Source organism: Caulobacter segnis (assembly GCF_029543125.1).
Lineage (GTDB): Bacteria > Pseudomonadota > Alphaproteobacteria > Caulobacterales > Caulobacteraceae > Caulobacter > Caulobacter segnis_D.
This window is the reverse complement of sequence record NZ_JARQWW010000004.1, coordinates 126,591-144,369: the sequence shown is the minus strand read 5'-3', so window position 1 is coordinate 144,369 and position 17,779 is coordinate 126,591. Positions and strand designations below refer to the sequence as shown.

Sequence of the window (17,779 nt, the reverse complement as noted above, 5' to 3'; positions counted from 1 at the left end):
AACCGGCATTTCGGCGGTTCTTTCATCACGGCGGGAGCCTTCAGGCAGGCTCCTAGCCCCGGGCGCGCGTGGGTGCGCGACGTCCGGGGTTAAGCGACGAACGCGCCGGCGCGGCCGGCTTTCTCCCGTCTTGTGAGCTCATCATGCAAAGCCTTCAGGCCGCCGGTACGCGGCCATCCATCGTCCTCGCCGAGAGCGAGGCCGACCGCCTGACCGCGCTGGCGCAGCAGGTCGTTTCCGCTGACGTGTCCGCCAATGGCGCGGCCCTCCTGCTCGAGGAGATCGAGCGGGCCTCGGTCGTGCCCGACCACGAGCTGCCGCCCCATGTGGTGCGCATGCACGCCGTCGTCGAGTTCGAGGACGAGGGCCGTGACCAGCGCCGCACCGTGGTTCTGGTCTATCCGCGCGAGGCCGACATCGCCGCGGGCAAGGTGTCGATCACCTCGCCCGTCGGCGCGGGCCTGATCGGCCTGTCGGTCGGCCAGGAGATTCTCTGGCCGGACCGCGACGGCCGCGAGCGGCCGCTGCGCATCCTGAAGGTCCGCGCGCCGGAGCGGCTGGCCTTCTAGACCGCCGCCTTGCCGGCGATGTAGCGGTCCACTTCCTGGGCCAGGACCTCCAGCGGCAGGCCGCCGTTGGCCAGGACAGCGTCGTGGAAGTCGCGGATGTCGAACCTGGCGCCCAGGGCCTTGGTGGCCTTGGCGCGCAGCTTGGCGATCTCCAGCTGGCCGATCATGTAGCTGGTCGCCTGGCCCGGGTTGTTGATGTAGCGGTCGACTTCCTTGTTGATGTCCCGTTCGGAGTTGGGCGAGTTGTCGCGGAAGTAGCTGACCGTCTGTTCGCGGCTCCAGCGCTTGTGGTGGACGCCGGTGTCCACCACCAGGCGGATGGCGCGCCACAGCTGCAGGCTGAGCATGCCGAACTCGGAATAGGGCTCCTGGTAGCCGCCCATCTCCTTGGCCAGGCGCTCCGAATAGAGACCCCAGCCTTCGGAATAGACGCCGTAGCCGCCGGTGCGGCGGAACTTCGGCACGCCAGGCAGCTCCTGGGCCAGGGCGATCTGGAAGTGGTGGCCGGGCGCGCCCTCGTGGAAGGCGATGGCCTGGCCCTGGGGCTTTTGCACCTCGTTCATGTCGGCGAGGTTTACGTAGTAGATGCCGGGGCGCGTGCCATCGAGGGTGGGGGCGTTGTAGAAGGCCACCGCGGCGGTCTCCTGACGCCACTTCTCCACCGCGCGGACCTCCAGCGGCGCCTTGGGCAGGCGGTGGAAGAACTTCGGCGCCTCGCGCATGGCCAGCGCGATCGCCGCGCGGCCGTCGGCCAGGTACTGCTCGCGGCCCGCGTCGGTGTTCGGATACTTCAGCTCTGGCGCGGTGCGCACGTGCTTGAAGAGCTCCTGCAGCGAGCCGGTGAAGCCGAGGCGGGGCTTCAAGGCCTCCATCTCGGCATGGATGGCGCGCACCTGATCGAGGCCGATCTGGTGGATTTGGTCGGCGGTCAGGTTGGTGGTGGTGGAGAAACGCAGACGGCTGGCGTAGTAGGCCGCACCGTCCGGCAGGCGCCAGGCGCCGTCATTGCTCTTGGCCAGGGGCTCGATCTCGTCGAGCACCGCGAAGAAGGTGTCGTAGCCCCGCTTGAACGGACCGGTCAGGGCGGCGCTGGCCTCGGCGACGAGGGCCGTCTTCTCCGCGTCGGCGATCTGCAGCTTGGCGACCTTGGCCTTGAAGTCGGCGAACACCGGGGTGTCCGCGCCGCTGGTGAAGGGGGCGCCGGCCAGCACGGCCCTGGCGTCGCCGCGCGCCGGGGTGAAGACCATCTTGGGCGGCACGATGCCCTGGCGGGCCTGCTCGCGCACATTGGCGGCCACCTCGCTCATCACCCGCTCCACCTGGGTCAGGCGCGAGATGTAGGCGCGGGCGTCCTGCGCGTTGTCCACGCGATGGCGGTTGATCAGCATGACCGGCAGGTTGCCGGCGGGCGTGCCGTTGGTGGAGATCGGGAAGTTGTACCAGCGCCAGCGGTAGTTCTCCCGCGCCGTGGCCACCGTCCGCTCGAAGAGCTGGTAGCTGAGCTGGCCGGAATGGGTCAGGCGCTCGGCTTTGAACTGCGCCTTCATCTCTTTCAGGTGGCGCTCATAGAGGGCCAGCATCCGGGTGCGCGCCGCGTCGGTGTAGTCGTTCAGCTTGTCGTTGTCGGTCTTCAGGCCCAGGCCCGTCATGGCCTCGGGGCTGAGCGCCACGACCTCGTCGAAGGCCTTGTCGAGGAAGGCCAGCAGGCGGGCGTCCTCGGCCTGCGCATCGGTGCCTTGGGCCTGCGCGTAGGTGGCGAAGGCGGCGGCCAGGGGCAGGCCGAGGAGGAGCGGGCGGCGGGTGATGTGCTGGGTCATGGTGCGGAGCCTAACCTTGGCCGCGAGCGCCGTCATCAACGACAGATCGCACGGCGGTATATGAATCGGCGTCCGGGAATGGGTGAATTTCGGCCCCGATCAGGCCTGCAACCTCACTGGCATCCGCTTCGGCCTCACCCAAAAATCCCGGCCGAAAGTGGACCTGCAGGGCCAGTCCACCCACCCCTACAACGCCTCCCTGTTCTACGAGCGCGGCCAGCTGGACCTGACCGGCAGCTACCAGATCAACAACATCAGCGCCTTCTTCGAGGCCAGGAACCTGACCAACAGCACCGGCGTCCGCTACTACGGCGACCGTGACCGCGTGCTGGAGTACGAAAAGTTCGGCTACAGCCTGTTCGGCGGCGTCCGCCTGAAGCTGTAATCGCGCTCTGGCAATCTGGAAGGCGGCCCCGCACCGAAAGGCGCGGGGCGGTTTTCGTTCAGGCCCAGTCCTCGGGCTCGTAGAAGGGGCGGATCTCAAGCTCGCTGGGGCCGGGCATCGGGTTGGGACAGCGCCTCGCCCAGGCCACCGCCTCGTCCATGTCCTTGACCTCCCAGATCCAGAAGCCGGCCACCAGCTCGTTGGCGTGAGGGAAGGGGCCGCCGATCACCGTCCGCCCCGGCCCGTCGAATGCGATCCGCTTGCCTGCCGAGGAGGGTTTGAGCCCATCGGCCAGGACGAGGATCCCGGCGTCGGTCAGTTGGTCGTTGAACTCGCCCATGGCCGCCATCATGGCGTCGGACTCGGGCGAGGGGACGAAGCCCTTCTCGCTCTCCTGTGTGGCCTTCACCAGCACCATCACCCGCATTGTCGTTCTCCTCGCTCTCGATGATGGAACGACGAACGGCGATTGGGGAAGCCGACATCGCGTCGAGGTTCTCCGCAATTCCTCGACATCGGGTCCACTACGAACTAGACTAAGTTAAATGAACTAAGTCTGACTTCGGGGTGAAACGTGCGGACCGTCAATATCCATGACGCCAAGACCAATCTGTCGAAGCTGGTCGAGCGCACGGTCTCGCAAGGCGAACCGTTTGTCATCGCCAAGGCCGGCAAGCCATTGGTGAAGGTTGTACCGTTGGTCCTGGCCGATAAGCCGAAGTCGCGCATCGGCTTCATGGCGGGACGCATCAACGTGCCGGACGATTTCGACGCGATGGGGCGTGACGACATCGAAGCGCTTTTCGATGGTGGCCGATGAAACTGCTCGTCGACACTCACCTTCTTTTATGGGCCGCCGCGGGGCAGGGATTGTCGGAGGCTGCCTTACACCGGCTTGAGACCGCCGATACCCTGATGTTCAGCGCCGCGAGCATCTGGGAGATCGGAATAAAATCCGGTCTGGGCCGTGCTGACTTCAATCTCGACGCCAGCGTTTTCCGACGCGAGCTCCTCGACAACGAGTACGAGGAGCTGGCGATCACCGGAGCCCACGCGGCGGCGGTATCGTCGCTGCCCGATCTTCACCGCGATCCCTTCGACCGGATTTTGATCGCCCAGGCGATTGTCGAAGGGGTCACGCTGGTGACGGCGGACCGGACGATCGCCGGCTATCCGGGACCGATCCTGGCGGTGTGATCTCAAAACGCTGTTGAAAGGGGAGCGCCTCTTACTTCGCCCGCTTCCCCATCTCGTTCGTCCAGCCGACGATCTCGCCCAGCACCTTGCCGGTCGCCTGGTCGTAGGCGGCCACGATCGGGCCCTGGCGGTTGTCGGACGCGCGGACGCTGGCCGTGAACATGCGGTCGTCGAGGAGGGTGCGGTCGGACGTCTTCAGCAGGACGGCGCGGACCGAGACGGTGACGTTCGGCGGGGCGTCCTTGCCCTGGTCGTAGCGGGCTTCGAAGGTGCGCACGTCCAGGCGGATGGCCATGTCGGCGGACTGGCGTTCGCCCCGGGCGATCAGGCGGGCGGCGCCGGTGTTGGCGTCGAAGGCCTTTTGCACCGCTTCATCCCACAGGACCACGGCGGGGGCGATCCAGCGGGCCTCGGCGATATAGGCCGCCTCGCCGCCGGGGGAGATGGTCAGCAACTGGTCGCCGGCCGCCGGCTTGGTGAAGGCGCTGGGCGGCTTCAGCACGCCGATGGTGTCGCCCACATTGCCGGCCGGCGCGTCCGCCGCCGGCACGTCGCCGAAGCGGTACATCTGGGCCGGGTCCGATTTCGGAAACAGCGAGATGCAACCGCCAAGGCCGAGGGGCAGGGCGAGGGCGGCCGTCACCGCCAGGGCCTTCAGGGCGCGGGAGGTGGTGTTGCGGGTCACGGCTTGATCTCCACTTCCTTGGCGGGCGACTTGCTGATGAGGGCGCGCGGGTTCTGCTCCACCCGGCCCACCAGGCGGTCGAGGGACTCGGCGGCCTCCTGCAGGCTGACGATGGCGCCGGTGAGCTGGGGCAAGCCCTGGCGGGCGAACTCGCCGGTGGGCTCCTTCAGCTGATTGACCATGACGCGGACGTCCTTGGCGGCGGCCGAGATCTCGTTGGCGGCGCTGCTGAGCTCCTGCAGGGTCTTGCGGCCGTCGGTGTCCACCAGGCTGTTGGTGTTCTCGATCAGCTTCTGGGCCGACTGCAGCGAGGCGTCGATGGACTGCAGGGCCTTTTGCGCGTCGGCGATGATCGCCTTGCGCTCGCGCAGCTCGGCGGTCACGGCCTGGACGTCGTCGAGGCTGGCGCTGAAGGTCTTGATGTTGTCGTCGGACAGGACGCGGTTGACCCGGTCCAGGGCCTCGATGGTGCGGGTCAGGACGGTGCCGCCGCCCTCCAGCAGATCCGACAGGGCGCTGCGCTGGGTGCGCAGGACCGGGATCTGGTTGTCGGGCACGGTGTCCTTGAGCAGCGGATTGGTCGGCTGGCCGGCGGTGATCTGGACGTAGTTCACGCCGGTGATGCCCTGCGGCTCCAGCGTGGCGTAGCTGTCGGTGCGGATCGGCACGTCGGAGGTGACGCGGGCGCGGGCGATGACGCGGTTGGGGTCGCGCTTGTCCAGGCCAATCTGGGTGACCTCGCCGACCTTGATGCCGTTGAAGTGGACCTCGCCGCCCTCGGACAGGCCGCGCACGGGGCCGATGAACAGGATGTCGTACTGGTCGTACTCGCGGTTGAACTGCAGCCGCGCCAGCCAGACGACGAAGACCACCAGGCCCACGAACAGGGCCAGGGAGATGATCCCCACAAGGCCGTAGTTGGCGTTTCTCTCCATGGGTCTTCCTCTACGCCGTTGCGGCGGATTGCGCCGCCCGTCCGCGTTTGCCCAGGAAGTACTCCTGGATCCACGGATGGTCGGAACGCTCAAGTTTGGAAATCGGCGCCGTCGCCACGACCTTCTTGTCGGCGATCACGGCCACGCGGTCGGTGATGGCGTAGAGGGTGTCCAGATCGTGGGTGATCATGAACACCGTCAGGTCGAGGCTGTCGGACAGGTCCTTGATGAGGTCGTCGAAGGCCGCCGCGCCGATGGGGTCGAGGCCGGCCGTGGGCTCGTCCAGGAACAGCAGCTCGGGGTCCATGGCCAGGGCGCGGGCGAGGCCGGCGCGCTTGCGCATGCCGCCGGACAGCTCGGCGGGCTTCAGGGCGCCGGCGCGGGCGGGCAGGCCGGCCAGGGCGATCTTCAGGTCGGCCAGCTGCTCGATCTCGGCCTTCGGCAGATCGGTGTGCTCGTAGAGCGGAGCGGCGACGTTCTCGCGCACCGTCAGGTTCGAGAACAGGGCGCCCTGCTGGAAGAGCACGCCCCACTTGCGCTCGATGGCGCTCCACCGGCGGCGGGAGGCGCGCTGGCTGTCCTGGCCGAACAACTGGACCGTGCCGCCGTCGGGCTGCTTGAGGCCGATGATGGTGTTGAGCAGGACCGACTTGCCCGCGCCGGAGCCGCCGACGACGCCCAGCACCTCGCCCCGCCGCACGGTGAGGTCGAGGTTCTCGTGGACCACGTTGTCGCCGAAGCGCGAGACCAGGCCCTTGATCTGGACCGGGGGCGCCTTGTCGTCGAGCAGCTCGTCGTCGCTCAGATGATCCTCGGCCGAGCTCATATGGCGAGCTCCATGTAGATAAGCGCGAAGATCGCGTCGATCAGGATGATCGAGAAGATGGCGTGGACCACGGCGGCGGTGACCCGGCGGCCGAGGCTTTCGACGTCGTTGCCGACCTCCAGCCCCTGGCGGCAGCCGATGCAGGCGATGACTGCGGCCATGACCGGGGCCTTGGACATGCCGACCCAGAAGTGGGTGGCGCCGACATTGTCGACGATGCGCTGGAAGAAGAAGCCGGGCGACAGGTCGAGCACGCTCCAGGTCACCAGCACGCCGCCGGCCAGACCCGCCAGCGTCGCCACGAAGGTCAGCAGCGGGATCATGATCAGCAGGGCCAGGAAGCGCGGCAGGACCAGGGCCTCGAACGGGTCGACGCCCAGCACCTGCATGGCGTCGATCTCCTGCTGCATCTTCATGGAGCCGATCTCGGCGGCGAAGGCCGAGGCGGAGCGGCCGGCCAGCAGGACGGCGGTGATGATGATGTTGAATTCGCGCAGGACGGCGATGCCGATCAGCTCGACCGCGAACACCTGGGCCCCGAACTGGGTCAGCATGTTGGCGCCCAGCAGGCCCACGACGGCGCCGATGAAGAAGGTGGTGGTGGCGACGATGGGGATGGCGTCCAGCCCCGCGCGCTCGGCCATGGAGACGATGGCCGCCCAGCGGATGCGCTTCGGATTGGCGAAGCTGCGGACGATGGCCATCATCAGGTGGCCGATGAAGCCCATAGTCTCCCAGAACTCGTGGCCGAGGTTGAACACCCCGCGCCCCAGGCGCTCCACGAGATCGGTGGTGCCGCGCCGCTTGGAGACCGGCGTCGGCTCGGCCTTCACCGCGTTGTCCACCAGATGCAGCAGGCGCTGCGTCTCCGGCCGGGCGGTGATCTTCTTCTTCTCCACGTCGCAACCGGCGCGGATGACGGCATAGGCGCCGGCGGTGTCGAAGCGGCCGATCTGGCGCAGGTCGAAGACGGCGGCGTCGTTGCCGGACACCGCGTCGGCCAGGCGCGCGGGGGCGTCCTCCAGCGTGGTCGCCGTCCAGTCGCCCGTCAGCACGGCGGTCGCGCCCCGCTCAGTCGTTTCGACGTGGAAGTCGGCGTTGGTTTCCATCAGCCCCAGAACTCTAGCAGCCCTTGCGGAGCAACCCGCGCAAGCCTGCCATACCTATGCAGGTTCCGAACGTCTTTAAAGCTCAGGTTGTTCCGGAAACCGGGGATAACGCCGGCGAAGGGGCCTTAAGCGTCCTGACGCCGGGCGCCCTGGCGCACGGTGCGGTGGCGATGGGTGTGGCGGCGGAACGCCATCACCCGTTCGGCCAGGCTGTGGTCGTCCTGCAGCGAGCCGCGTAGGGAGGCGATTTCGGCGTTGATGCGGTCACGCTCCAGGGAGCCGGCGACCAGGGCGTCCGTGCGGGCTTCAAGCTTGCGCAGGGTGCATTCGATGGCGCTCATGGTCGTCGTCTCCTCTGCGTGGGCTGTGATCTCCTAGATGGTTCGCAAGCGCAGCTTCGCAAGGGGGCGGCTACTCCGCCGGCTGCATCGCGGGGCGTTTTGCGGCAAGGGGTTGCGGCGGCGCGGCGCGCTTCAGCTCCTCGGGCGAGAAGTCGTCCACGGCGAGGACGGCGCTGACCGCTTCGTCGGCGGCCTGCAGCTGGGCGCGCTCGCCCGGAGACAGCAGGCCCTGCTCGGCGGCGTCGCGCCAGTCGCGGATCTTCATGGCGCGCAGGCGGTCGTGAATGGGCTGGGTGTCGACCACCTGGTGGAAGGCGGCCTCCAGCTTCGCCACCGCGCCCTCGGCCGTGAAGACGCCTTCGGTCAGGCGGTCGCGGGTCGCGGACGGCTCGGTGATCAGGTGGGCGCAGGCGCGCACGGTGCGGTCGCTGGGGCCGCTGCGGATCACGCCGAAGGGCAGGACGAAGACCCGCAGCAGCCAGGCGGCCGGGCGGTTGGGGAAGTTGTCGAGAATCTCCTTCAGGCGACGCTCGATGGTCAGGAAGCCGTCCTGCATCACGTAGTCGAGCAGGGGCAGGTCGGCGATCTGGCGGCCTTCGTCCTCCCAGCGCTTGAGGGCGGCGCTCATCAGATAGAGCTCCGACAGGATGTCGCCGAAGCGGGCCGACAGCATCTCGCGCCGCTTCAGCGAGCCGCCCATGGTCAGCAGGGCCATGTCGGCGGCCAGGGCGAAGGCGGCGGCGTAGCGGCCCATGCGGCGGTAGTAGCGGCGGGCCGGGCCGCTGTCGGGCGCGGCGGCCAGGCGGCCATCGGTCCAGGCGCTGACGAAGGCGCGGCGGGCGGTGCGCAGGGTGTGGACCACGTGGGTCCAGAACACCGCGTCGAACTGGGCCAGGCCCTTGTTCACGTCCGTCTCCGCCAGGGCCTTCATCTCGTCCAGGATGTACGGGTGGGCGCGGATGGCGCCCTGGCCGAAGACGATCAGGCTGCGGGTCAGGATGTTGGCGCCCTCCACCGTGATGCCCACCGGCACCGCCCGATAGAAGTTGCCCAGGTAGTTGTTCGGCCCGTCGATCACCGCCTTGCCGGCGTGAACGTCCATGGCGTCGTTGGCGGCGATGCGCATCCGCTCCGTCGCGCCATGCTTCATGATCGCCGAGATCACCGACGGATGGTGGCCCAGCGCCAGGCCGGCGCAGGTGAAGCGGCGGGCGGCGTCCAGCAGGTAGGCGTTGGCGCCGATGCGGGCCAGGCGCTCCTGCACCCCCTCGAACTGGCCGATGGGGATGCGGAACTGCTGGCGCACGCGGGCGTAGGCGCCCGTGGTGCGGGCCGCCAGCGCCGCGCCGGCCGCCGACAGGGAGGGCAGGGAGATGCCGCGCCCGGCCGCCAGGGCCGCGTTCAGCATCATCCAGCCCTGACCGATCCGCTCCCGCCCGCCGAGCACGGCGTCCAGGGGCAGGAAGACGTCATGACCCTCGTTCGGACCATTGATGAAGGCCTGCATGGAGGGAAGGTGCCGGCGGCCGATGACCACGCCGGGGGTGTCGGTGGGGACGAGGGCGACGGTGATGCCGAGGTCCTTCTCACCGCCCAAGAGGCCGTCCGGATCGCGCAGCTTGAAGGCCAGGCCGAGGACGGTCGAGATGGGGCCAAGGGTGATGTAGCGCTTGTTCCAGTTCAGGCGCATGCCCAGGACCTTGCGGCCTTGGTACTCTCCCTCGCAGACCACGCCCTCGTCGGTCATGGAGGCGGCGTCGGAGCCCGCCTCGGGGCTGGTCAGGGCGAAGGCGGGAATGTCGCGGCCGTCGGCCAGGCGCGGCAGCCAGCGGTTACGCTGCGCATCAGTGCCGAACTGCATGAGAAGCTCGCCGGGGCCAAGCGAGTTGGGGACCATCACGGTCACCGCGGCGGCCACCGAGCGGGTGGAGATTTTGCGCACCACTTCGGAATGGGCGTAGGGCGAGAACTCCAGCCCGCCATAGCGGCGCGGGATGATCATGCCGAAGAAGCGTTCGCGCTTGAGGAAGTCCCAGACGTCCTTGGGCAGGTCCTGGTCCTTCCAGGTGATCAGCCAGTCGTCGAGCATGGCGCACAGCTCCTCCACCGGACCGTCGATGAAGGCGCGCTCCTCGGCGGTGAGGGCGGCTGGCGGGATGGCGAGCAGCTTGTCCCAGTCGGGGGCGCCGGTGAATAGCTCGGCGTCCCACCAGGTGTCGCCGGCCTCGATCGCCTCAGCCTCGGTATCCGACATCTCAGGCAGGACCGACTTGGCCCAGTGATAGATCGGACGCGAGATCACGTCGCGGCGGATGGACGATGCGGTCATGAGGTACGCTCCCGGCTTACGAGACGCATCAACGAGCCGGCGCGGTGAAGGTTCAGGGCGAAGTGCCCTGAACGCGGTTCTCACATCTTCTCGCCCGGCAGCTTGGCCGCCTGGTTCACCCAGTCGGTGAACTGAGCTTCGTCCAGGGGCTCGTCCTCTCGGATGTGAAGGTAGCGGACGCGCTCCTGCTTCGAGGTCTCCGGCGGGACGGGGGTCAGGGACGCGCCGTTGAAGAAGGCGACCTTGATGTATCTGGCGTAGACGTGAACGCCGAGGAACCATCCCTGGCCCTCAATCCCGTAGAGGGGCGAGTTCCATTTGACCGCCTTGTTCACGCCCGGGACGGCCGCGGTGATCAGGGCGTCGAGGCGGCGGCCCGCCTCGCTTTTCCAGCCGGGCATGGCGGCGATATAGGCCTGGACGGGCGCATCGCCGTAGCCCTTGGCGATCTGCGGGTTGCCGCCGGACAGCAGCTTCGGTTCGGGCTTGTCGGTCATGACGTCTCCTTAGTCAGTCCAGGCGGACGGCGACCTGTTCGAGCTTGTCGAAGAAACTCCGCCAGCCGTGCTGGGCTCCGCCGAAGGCCTGCTTCTGGTCGGGGCGGAAGCCGCTCTGTTCGACACGCAGATGCGTGCCGGCGCCGGTGGGCGTGAGGGTGAAGGTCACGACGCTGCGCAGGTCGAAGGCGGGGTCTTCGTGCTCATAATTCCACGTGTAGGCGAGGGTGCGCTCCGGCTCGATGGCCAGCACCTCGCAGTCCAGGACGCCGCCCCATTCGCCGCGCAGGTTGAAGCGATGACCGACGGCCGGAACGAAGTCGTTCTGCATCAGCCATTCGGCGATCAGGTGCGGCTGGGTGAGGGCGCGCCATAGCTTTTGCGGCGAAGCGGTGAACTCGCGCTCGATGGCGACGCTGCGGATTTCGGTCATTGGTCCATCCTGTTGAGCAGGTCTTCAAGCTTGTCGAAGCGGGCCTCCCAGAATCCGCTCATACGGCCGGTCCAGTCGACCAGAGGGGCCAGGGCGCCGGGCAGGGCGCTGTAGTGGGTCTGGCGTCCATCCTGCCGGTCGCGCACCAGGCCGGCCTGCTTGAGGTGGGCCAGGTGCTTTGAAACGGCAGGCTGGGAGACGCCGGCCTGGGCGGTCAGGGCGCCGACCGTCTGTTCGCCGTCGCGGCACAGACGCTCGAACAAGGCGCGGCGGGTCGGGTCGGCGAGGGTGCGGAAAATGACGTCGGGGGCGGTCATGACCCATAACTCATTGGCTATTGATAAATTCATAACCGTGGAGTTATTTATTGGTCAAGAGGCCTCAGGCCGAAGGGAGGAACCGATGAAGAAGCGAGCCCCCGGCGACGACCGGCCCGCCGCCGTCCTGATCGACGAGAAGATCGAAACGCTCGGCGACTGGCGCGGCGAGATCCTGGCTCGCGTGCGGGCCCTTATCCACGAGGCGATCCCCGATGTGGTGGAGGAGTGGAAGTGGGGCGGGCCGGTCTGGGAGAGCGACGGCATCCTGTGTACGGGCGAGACCTACAAGGCGGCGGTGAAGCTGACCTTCGCCAAGGGGGCGTCGGTGGACGATCCGGCCGGACTGTTCAATTCCAGCCTGGAGGGGAACGCCCGGCGGGCCATCGACATCCGCCAGGGCGAGCCGATCAATGAGCCCGCGTTCAAGGCCCTGATGCGCGCCGCCGCCGCGTTCAACGCCGCGTCGAAGACGGGCTGACCACCAGGCGGGCGCCAGAGTTTCGGACATCAATCGTCACATTCCCGCCCTTGACCTTGGCGGCGACGCGCGGCTTGTGGCGTCTGATGGCAGTCGATGATCTCCGCTCGGGCGCGCCGCGCCGCGACGTCTTCGCTGGCCTGGCGGCTCTCGCCGGCCTGATGCTCACCCCCCGCTTCGCCGCCGCCCAGGCCGCGGCGCCGGCCCAGCCGTTCTCGCAGGACTGGCTGCGTGGACAGGCGCGGGCCCTGGCGGCCGCGCCGTACAAGGCGCCGCCTGCGGGCAAGTCGCAGCTTGAGGGGCTGACCTACGACCAGTACCGGCAGATCCGCTTCAACAAGAAGCGGCAGATGTGGGCGCAGGAGGGTCTGTCGTTCCGCGCCGAGTTCTTCCCACCGGCCTTCATGTATCCCCGGCCAGTCAACCTGTTCGAGGTGACGGGCGGTCAGGCGCGGCCCATCAGCTATGACCCCGAGTTCTTCACCTTCCCCGAGGGGCACAAGGCGTCCGGCGAGAACATGGGCGGGTTCTCCGGCCTGCGCCTGCTGTGGCCGATCAACCGGCCGGACATCCTGGACGAGATCGGCGTGTTCCAGGGGGCGAGCTATTTCCGCAGCCTGGGCAAGGGCAACTACTACGGCGCCTCGGCGCGGGGCCTGGCCATCGGCACGGGCGAGCCGAACGAGGAGTTCCCGGTCTTCGACGCTTTCTGGATCGAGCGTCCGGCGGCGGGGCAGGATTTCGTGGTCGTCCACGCCCTGATGAACAGCCCGAGCGTGGCGGGGGCCTACAGCTTCCGCATCACGCCGGGGCAGAACACCGTCTATGAGGTCGACGCCGCGCTCTATCCGCGCAAGACGATCGACAAGGGCGGCGTGGCCGCCATGAGCAGCATGTACCTGTTCGGTCTGGCCGACCGGCCGGACGATCACGACTTCCGCACATCCGTCCACGACAGCGACGGCCTGGCCATGTGGACGGGCCGGGGCGAGCGCATCTGGCGGCCGCTGGCCAATCCGAAGTCCCTGCGCCTCAGCTCCTTCGAGGACGACAGCCCGCGCGGTTTCGGCCTGCTGCAGCGCGAGCGCCAGATCGAGGCCTATGGCGACCTGGAGGCCCGCTACGAGAAGCGGCCAGGCATCTGGGTCGAGCCGCTGGACGACTGGGGCCCTGGCCGCGTCCATCTGGTGGAGATCGCCACCCGCAAGGAGACGGACGACAACATCGCCATCTTCTGGCGGCCCATCGCGCCTTGGAAGGCCGGGCAGGAGGTCAAGCTGCGCTACCGCCTGCACTTCGGCGACGAACCCTATCCGAGCCAGCTGGCGCGGGTGCGCCGGACGCGGGCCGGGGACATCATCCAGGAAGGCGCCCAGGGCGGCGCCGACGCGCGGATGTACGCCATCGACTTCGAGGGGATCGCCCCCGACGCCAAGGGCCTTTACGAGGACGTCGAGGTCGAGATGGAGATCAAGGGCGGCGAGCTGATCTGGCGCGCCGTCGGACCCTATCCGGCGCCCAATGCCGCCCGCGCCGCCTTCGGCTTCAGGCCCACCTCGCGGGAGGTGGAGCTGATGCTGCGGCTGAAGCGGAACGGGCAGTTCGTCTCCGAGACCTGGCGCCATCGCTGGAGCGCGTGAGGCGGCAGGGGCCTGATGGACATGGCCATTTAGAATTGGGCCATTAGAACGTGACCGTCAGGCTGGCGCGATAGGTGCGCGGGCCCTGCTTCCAGATGTACTCGGCCGGGTCGCCCCACCAGCCCCGGTCGTCCAGGGCGTTGACGACGGCGGCGCGGAACACCGCGTCGTTGTCGGCGATCTTGAAGCGGTAGCGGGTTCCCACCAGCAGCTGGGCGTTGGCCTGGGCCTGGAAGTCCGAGGCAGCGGTGACCTTGCGGCCGCTCCACCAGCCGAGGTTGGCGTCCACCGACCAGCCGGGGGCGAAGGGCAGGGTCTGCTCGATATTGGCGTTGATGACGGCCCTGGACAGGCCAGTGGCGAGGGCGCCGATCTGGCCCGAGTCCACCAGCTCGCCGCTGACCTTCGGGTCCATCCACATGCCGCCGATCACCACGCTGGTTCCGGGACGGATATCCCCGGCGAGGGAGGCCTCGACACCCCGGTGGCGCACCTGGCCGACCAGGGTGAAGACGTTGTCGGCGCGAAGGCCGGTGGTCGGCTTGCTGGCGTCGAAGGTCGCGGCGATCAGGGTGAGGTCCGGGGTGAGGGCGTAGCGCACGCCCAGCTCGAACTGCTCGGCCTGGACCGGGGGCAGGACCTCATCGCGGTTGGCGGCGTTCTTGGGGGCTGTTCCGGTCTCCTCCAGACCGGTGGTCCAGCTGCCGAACAGGGTGGCCCGGTCGTTCAGCGCCCAGGTGGCCGAGGCGTTGTGGAACCAGCGTGACTGCACCCGTTCAGTGAGGCCGCCGTCGAGCTGGCGGAAGCTCTTGTCATAGCGTGTGCGGTGCAGGCCGGCGCGCAGGGTGAGCGGCCCCCAGGCCAGGGCGTAGCCGAGGCTGCCGGTGATCTGCTCCACGCGGTCGAGGCCGCGGCGGCCGTCGTCAATGAGCACGGGCTGCGGCGCCTCCGGCGGGCGGCGATAGTCGAAGGCGCCGAGGGGGATGCGCTGGGCGGCGGCGAGCTCGGTCTCGCTGATCCGCCCGCGGGCGGCGATGCTGATGCGGTGGCTGAGATCGCCGGTGCGGAACACGCGGGCGGCGCGCAGCTCGGCGGAGTCGGACCACATGGCGCGCGAGGGGGTGGACCAGGTGGTGGCGGTTCCCTGTCCCTCGCGGTTGACCGCGAGCACGGTGAAGTCCGTGCGCTCCGGATCATAGGTGGAGCGGAAGGCCGAGGCGTCGAGGGACCAGCCCATGACCCGCGCGTCGATCAGCAGGCCGAGGTTGGTCTGGTCGTAGATCGCGGTGCTCCAGCTCGGCGCGTGCTGGGTGAGGGGGGCGGCGTCCGGCGGCAGGCCGCCGTCGGTGGTCATGAAGGCGGAGTCGCCGTTGTAGTCGCGGGTGGAGTAGCTGACGAAGGCGCGGGCTCGCAGGGCGTCGCTGGGCCGCCATTGGGCCAAGGCGCCGTAGTCATAGGCCTCGCCCTTGCCGCCGCCGTTCCATTGCACGTCAGGCCGCAGCAGAGCGCCGCCGACGATGCCGAAGCGGCCGTCCTGGCTGACCAGGGCGCCGTTGAGGTCGGTGAAGGGCGTCTCGTAGTCGCGCATGCCGGCGCTGACCGTCAGGCGGTTGTCGGTCCCCACGTCGCGCAGGCGGTAGTTCACGACGCCGGAGGGGGAGGTGAAGTCGAGCCGCGAGGCGCCGACGCCGACCATCACCCCGACCCCCTGGAGGATGGGGTCGGCCAGATAGGACGTCCGGGCGAAATAGGCGCCGTCGATTCGGTAGGCGCCGCTGTTCCCGAGGTCGAAACCCCGCACCTGGCCCTCGTCATAGAGGCCGATCTGCTCGACGCCCTGGCGTTCGCCGAAGGCGTCCTCGGCGGCCTGGGCGGCGTTGTTGTCCTGCGCCAGCGCAAGCGTGGCGGGCGCGCAGGCGCACAGGAGCGCGGCTGTGAAAGAGATGAAGCGGAAGGCGGACATGGGGCGTGCTCGCGGTTCGGTGAACGGGGGCTGTTCAGCGACCTGCGTTTGTCAGACACTGGCCCCGGGGACCTGGGGCGGGCGACGATGATTTTCTGATGTTTGGGTGATGAACGAACTCATCTCGCCGTTCCGCCGGCTCGGGCGGATCACGCTCGCCGTGGAGCCGCCGTTCCGTCTGGGCGTGTTCGAGGTGCGGCCCGCCGCGCTCGAAATCTCCGGCCCCCAGGGGGAGGAGACCCTTGAGCCGCGTGTGATGCAGGTGCTGGTCGCCCTGGCCAAGGCGCGTGGCGAACCCGTGGGCCGGGATGAGATGATCGACCTGTGCTGGGACGGTCGGATCGTGTCAGAGGACGCGCTGAACCGCTGCGTGGCGCGCCTGCGCAAGGCGCTGTGCGCCGACCCGCGCGTGGCGCTCGAGACCATTCCCAAGATCGGCTATCGGCTGAAGGTGCGCGAAGGCGCGCCGCCGGAGCCGGAGGCCGCCGCCAAGCCGCAGGCGATCCTGCGCGGGCGTCGCCCGTCGAAGCGCGCTCTGCTGGTCGGGGCGGCCGTGCTGCTGTTCGCGGCGGCGGGTGGAGCGAGCTGGTTCCTGAACCGGCCGGGACCGGCGCGGACCGCTCAGGGCTTCCGCCCCCTGACCAGCGAGCCGGGCATCGAAAGCTATCCCGCCCTGTCGCCGAGCGGCGACGTGCTGGCCTATGCGGCGGCGGCGCGGACCCATGCGCCGCGCGACCTCTACATGCGGGCGACGCGGGATGGGGAGCCGGTGCGCCTGACCGACAATCCGCTGGATGACTTCGCCCCGGCCTGGTCGTGGCGCGGGGACCGCATCGCCTTCGTCCGCAGCGACGGTCAGGGCGCCTGCCAGATCCTGGTCATGAGCATTCCGGGCGGCGCCGAACGGGTGGTGGGACGTTGCGCGGGCGACTCGTACACCCGCGTGTCGTGGGTGGATGAGAAGACCCTGGTCTATGCCGACCGCCCATCAGCCGGCGGGCCGCGTCGGATCATGAGCCTGAATCTCGACACCGGCGCGGCGACCAGTCTGACCAACCCCTCGCCGGGCCTGATCGGGGACAGTGATCCGCTGCTGTCGCCGGACTGCCGGCTGCTGGTGTTCCGGCGCAGCTCGGCGGCGGGGGTCGACGACCTGTTCGTGCGCGACATGCACACGGGTCGCGAGCGGCAATTGACCAATGACGGGTGGAAGGCCCACGGCTTCGCCTGGACCCACGACAACCGCTACGTCGTGTTCGGCTCCAACCGGGGCGGAGATTTTGGCCTGTGGTCCGTGGACGCCAAGCGTCCCGCGCCGCCGCGCCGGGTGAGCGTGGGCCTGCTGGGGCTCGGCCGCCTGAGCTCCGACGACGAGGACCGGCTGGCGGTGGAGATGAACAGCGACCGCCTGAACCTGGAGAAGGTCGGGGCGGACGGGGCTCTGACAAAGCTGACCGCCAACACCGGGGTGGAGTGGGACCCGGCGGTCGCGCCCGATGGCGCCATGGCTTTCGTGTCGGACCGCAGCGGCGCCTCCGAGCTTTGGGTGGGGCCGTCGGGCGGACGGGTCACGCGGCTGACCTCGCTCGGCGCCAGCTACGTGCATGGGCCGCATTGGTCGCGCGACGGCCGGCGGGTCGCCTTTGTGGCGGCGATCCAGCGCAAGGTGGACATCCATGAGATCGGCCGCGACGGATCGGGCCTGCGTGCGCTGACCCAGGATGGACGGGACAAGGCGTCGCCCGTCTGGGCGCGCGACGGGGCGCTGCACTACGTGGAGCGGTCGGCGCAGGGGTGGCGACTGATGCGCCTGGGCGCTGACGGGCAGGCGCGGCCGGTGCCTGGCGGCGAGGGCTGGCGTCTGGTGCGCACGGATCCGGAGGGGCGGCTCTATGGCGTGCGGACGGGCGATGCTCGGCTGTGGACCTTGCCGGAAGGCGGCGGTGCGCCGCGTGAGGCGGCTCCCGGGCTTCGGCTGGAGGACGACGCCTGGGCTGTGGGGCGGGACGGCGTGAAGTACGTCCGTGATCGCCTGACCGACCATTCGTCGCTATGGCTGGCCCCTTGGACGGGAGCCACGAGACAGTTCGCGTCACTTCCAGGCATGTCGTGGATGACGAGCCTCGCCGTCGACCCTCGGGATGACGGGGTGGTCTATGGGCGTGTCATCGAGGACGAGACCGACATCGGTCTGTTGGAGTTGTCGCGATAGGATCGCATCACAACGTTCTATGCAGTAATTACTAGATATGGCA

19 protein-coding genes are annotated in these 17,779 nt (G+C 68.7%); 7 read left to right on the top strand and 12 right to left on the bottom strand.

Going from position 1 to position 17,779, the window contains the following annotated elements; all coding sequences use genetic code 11:
- Positions 1-143 precede the first annotated feature (143 nt).
- A complete protein-coding gene (gene rnk, locus P7B02_RS13355; RefSeq protein WP_277786844.1) occupies positions 144-569 on the top strand; it encodes a nucleoside diphosphate kinase regulator in 426 nt (141 codons plus the stop codon).
- Here rnk and P7B02_RS13350 read toward each other — a convergent pair.
- Positions 566-2,386 (bottom strand): DUF885 domain-containing protein, encoded by a 1,821-nt coding sequence (locus tag P7B02_RS13350; RefSeq protein ID WP_277786843.1) that lies wholly within the window; start codon positions 2,384-2,386, stop codon positions 566-568. The two genes, rnk and P7B02_RS13350, sit on opposite strands and share 4 nt — an antisense overlap.
- 82 nt (positions 2,387-2,468) lie before the next feature.
- Here P7B02_RS13350 and P7B02_RS13345 point away from each other — a divergent pair, with 82 nt between their 5' ends.
- Positions 2,469-2,771: a hypothetical protein gene (locus P7B02_RS13345; RefSeq protein ID WP_277786842.1), complete on the top strand. Its 303-nt coding sequence runs from the start codon at positions 2,469-2,471 to the stop codon at positions 2,769-2,771.
- Between the two features lie 58 nt (positions 2,772-2,829).
- On the opposite strand, the gene P7B02_RS13340 is transcribed toward P7B02_RS13345, so the two are convergent.
- Positions 2,830-3,198, bottom strand: coding sequence for a YciI family protein (locus P7B02_RS13340; RefSeq protein ID WP_277786841.1), 369 nt, complete (start codon positions 3,196-3,198; stop codon positions 2,830-2,832).
- Between the two features lie 147 nt (positions 3,199-3,345).
- Between P7B02_RS13340 and P7B02_RS13335 the strand changes: the two genes are divergently transcribed.
- Positions 3,346-3,591 carry a type II toxin-antitoxin system Phd/YefM family antitoxin gene (locus tag P7B02_RS13335; RefSeq protein WP_277786840.1) on the top strand — a complete coding sequence of 82 codons (246 nt, stop codon included), beginning with the start codon at positions 3,346-3,348 and terminating at the stop codon, positions 3,589-3,591.
- The gene (locus P7B02_RS13330) at positions 3,588-3,968 is read left to right on the top strand and encodes a type II toxin-antitoxin system VapC family toxin (protein ID WP_277786839.1); all 381 of its coding nucleotides are present in this window, start codon (positions 3,588-3,590) and stop codon (positions 3,966-3,968) included. The genes P7B02_RS13335 and P7B02_RS13330 overlap by 4 nt, the downstream gene beginning before the upstream one ends.
- Positions 3,969-3,999: 31 nt before the next feature.
- Here the strand turns inward: P7B02_RS13330 and P7B02_RS13325 are convergent, their stop codons facing one another.
- The 9 genes from P7B02_RS13325 to P7B02_RS13285 form a co-directional block, all read right to left on the bottom strand.
- Positions 4,000-4,653: an ABC-type transport auxiliary lipoprotein family protein gene (locus P7B02_RS13325; protein WP_277786838.1), complete on the bottom strand. Its 654-nt coding sequence runs from the start codon at positions 4,651-4,653 to the stop codon at positions 4,000-4,002.
- Entirely contained in the window at positions 4,650-5,588 is a 939-nt protein-coding gene (locus tag P7B02_RS13320) for an MlaD family protein (RefSeq protein ID WP_277786837.1), read from the bottom strand. Before P7B02_RS13320 ends, P7B02_RS13325 begins: the two co-directional genes overlap by 4 nt.
- 10 nt (positions 5,589-5,598) lie before the next feature.
- Complete coding sequence (locus tag P7B02_RS13315) at positions 5,599-6,414, bottom strand: ABC transporter ATP-binding protein (RefSeq protein ID WP_277786836.1); 816 nt, start codon at positions 6,412-6,414, stop codon at positions 5,599-5,601.
- The gene (locus tag P7B02_RS13310; RefSeq protein ID WP_277786835.1) at positions 6,411-7,523 is read right to left on the bottom strand and encodes an ABC transporter permease; all 1,113 of its coding nucleotides are present in this window, start codon (positions 7,521-7,523) and stop codon (positions 6,411-6,413) included. The genes P7B02_RS13315 and P7B02_RS13310 overlap by 4 nt, the downstream gene beginning before the upstream one ends.
- 125 nt (positions 7,524-7,648) lie before the next feature.
- Positions 7,649-7,864, bottom strand: a complete 216-nt coding sequence (locus P7B02_RS13305; RefSeq protein WP_277786834.1) for a hypothetical protein — start codon at positions 7,862-7,864, stop codon at positions 7,649-7,651.
- Positions 7,865-7,934: 70 nt separating this feature from the next.
- Positions 7,935-10,193, bottom strand: a complete 2,259-nt coding sequence (locus P7B02_RS13300) for an acyl-CoA dehydrogenase (RefSeq protein WP_277786833.1) — start codon at positions 10,191-10,193, stop codon at positions 7,935-7,937.
- Between the two features lie 80 nt (positions 10,194-10,273).
- Entirely contained in the window at positions 10,274-10,690 is a 417-nt protein-coding gene (locus P7B02_RS13295; RefSeq protein WP_277786832.1) for a DUF1801 domain-containing protein, read from the bottom strand.
- A gap of 13 nt (positions 10,691-10,703) precedes the next feature.
- Entirely contained in the window at positions 10,704-11,123 is a 420-nt protein-coding gene (locus P7B02_RS13290; protein ID WP_277786831.1) for an SRPBCC family protein, read from the bottom strand.
- Positions 11,120-11,440: an ArsR/SmtB family transcription factor gene (locus P7B02_RS13285; RefSeq protein ID WP_277786830.1), complete on the bottom strand. Its 321-nt coding sequence runs from the start codon at positions 11,438-11,440 to the stop codon at positions 11,120-11,122. The genes P7B02_RS13290 and P7B02_RS13285 overlap by 4 nt, the downstream gene beginning before the upstream one ends.
- Before the next feature lie 85 nt (positions 11,441-11,525).
- On the opposite strand from P7B02_RS13285, the gene P7B02_RS13280 reads away from it, so the two are divergent.
- The gene (locus P7B02_RS13280; RefSeq protein ID WP_277786829.1) at positions 11,526-11,921 is read left to right on the top strand and encodes a DUF1801 domain-containing protein; all 396 of its coding nucleotides are present in this window, start codon (positions 11,526-11,528) and stop codon (positions 11,919-11,921) included.
- A gap of 86 nt (positions 11,922-12,007) precedes the next feature.
- Positions 12,008-13,561, top strand: a complete 1,554-nt coding sequence (locus P7B02_RS13275) for a glucan biosynthesis protein (protein ID WP_277786828.1) — start codon at positions 12,008-12,010, stop codon at positions 13,559-13,561.
- A gap of 43 nt (positions 13,562-13,604) precedes the next feature.
- On the opposite strand, the gene P7B02_RS13270 is transcribed toward P7B02_RS13275, so the two are convergent.
- Complete coding sequence (locus P7B02_RS13270; RefSeq protein ID WP_277786827.1) at positions 13,605-15,524, bottom strand: TonB-dependent receptor domain-containing protein; 1,920 nt, start codon at positions 15,522-15,524, stop codon at positions 13,605-13,607.
- Positions 15,525-15,633: 109 nt separating this feature from the next.
- Here P7B02_RS13270 and P7B02_RS13265 point away from each other — a divergent pair, with 109 nt between their 5' ends.
- The gene (locus tag P7B02_RS13265; RefSeq protein ID WP_277786826.1) at positions 15,634-17,736 is read left to right on the top strand and encodes a winged helix-turn-helix domain-containing protein; all 2,103 of its coding nucleotides are present in this window, start codon (positions 15,634-15,636) and stop codon (positions 17,734-17,736) included.
- The last annotated feature ends 43 nt before the right edge of the window (positions 17,737-17,779 follow it).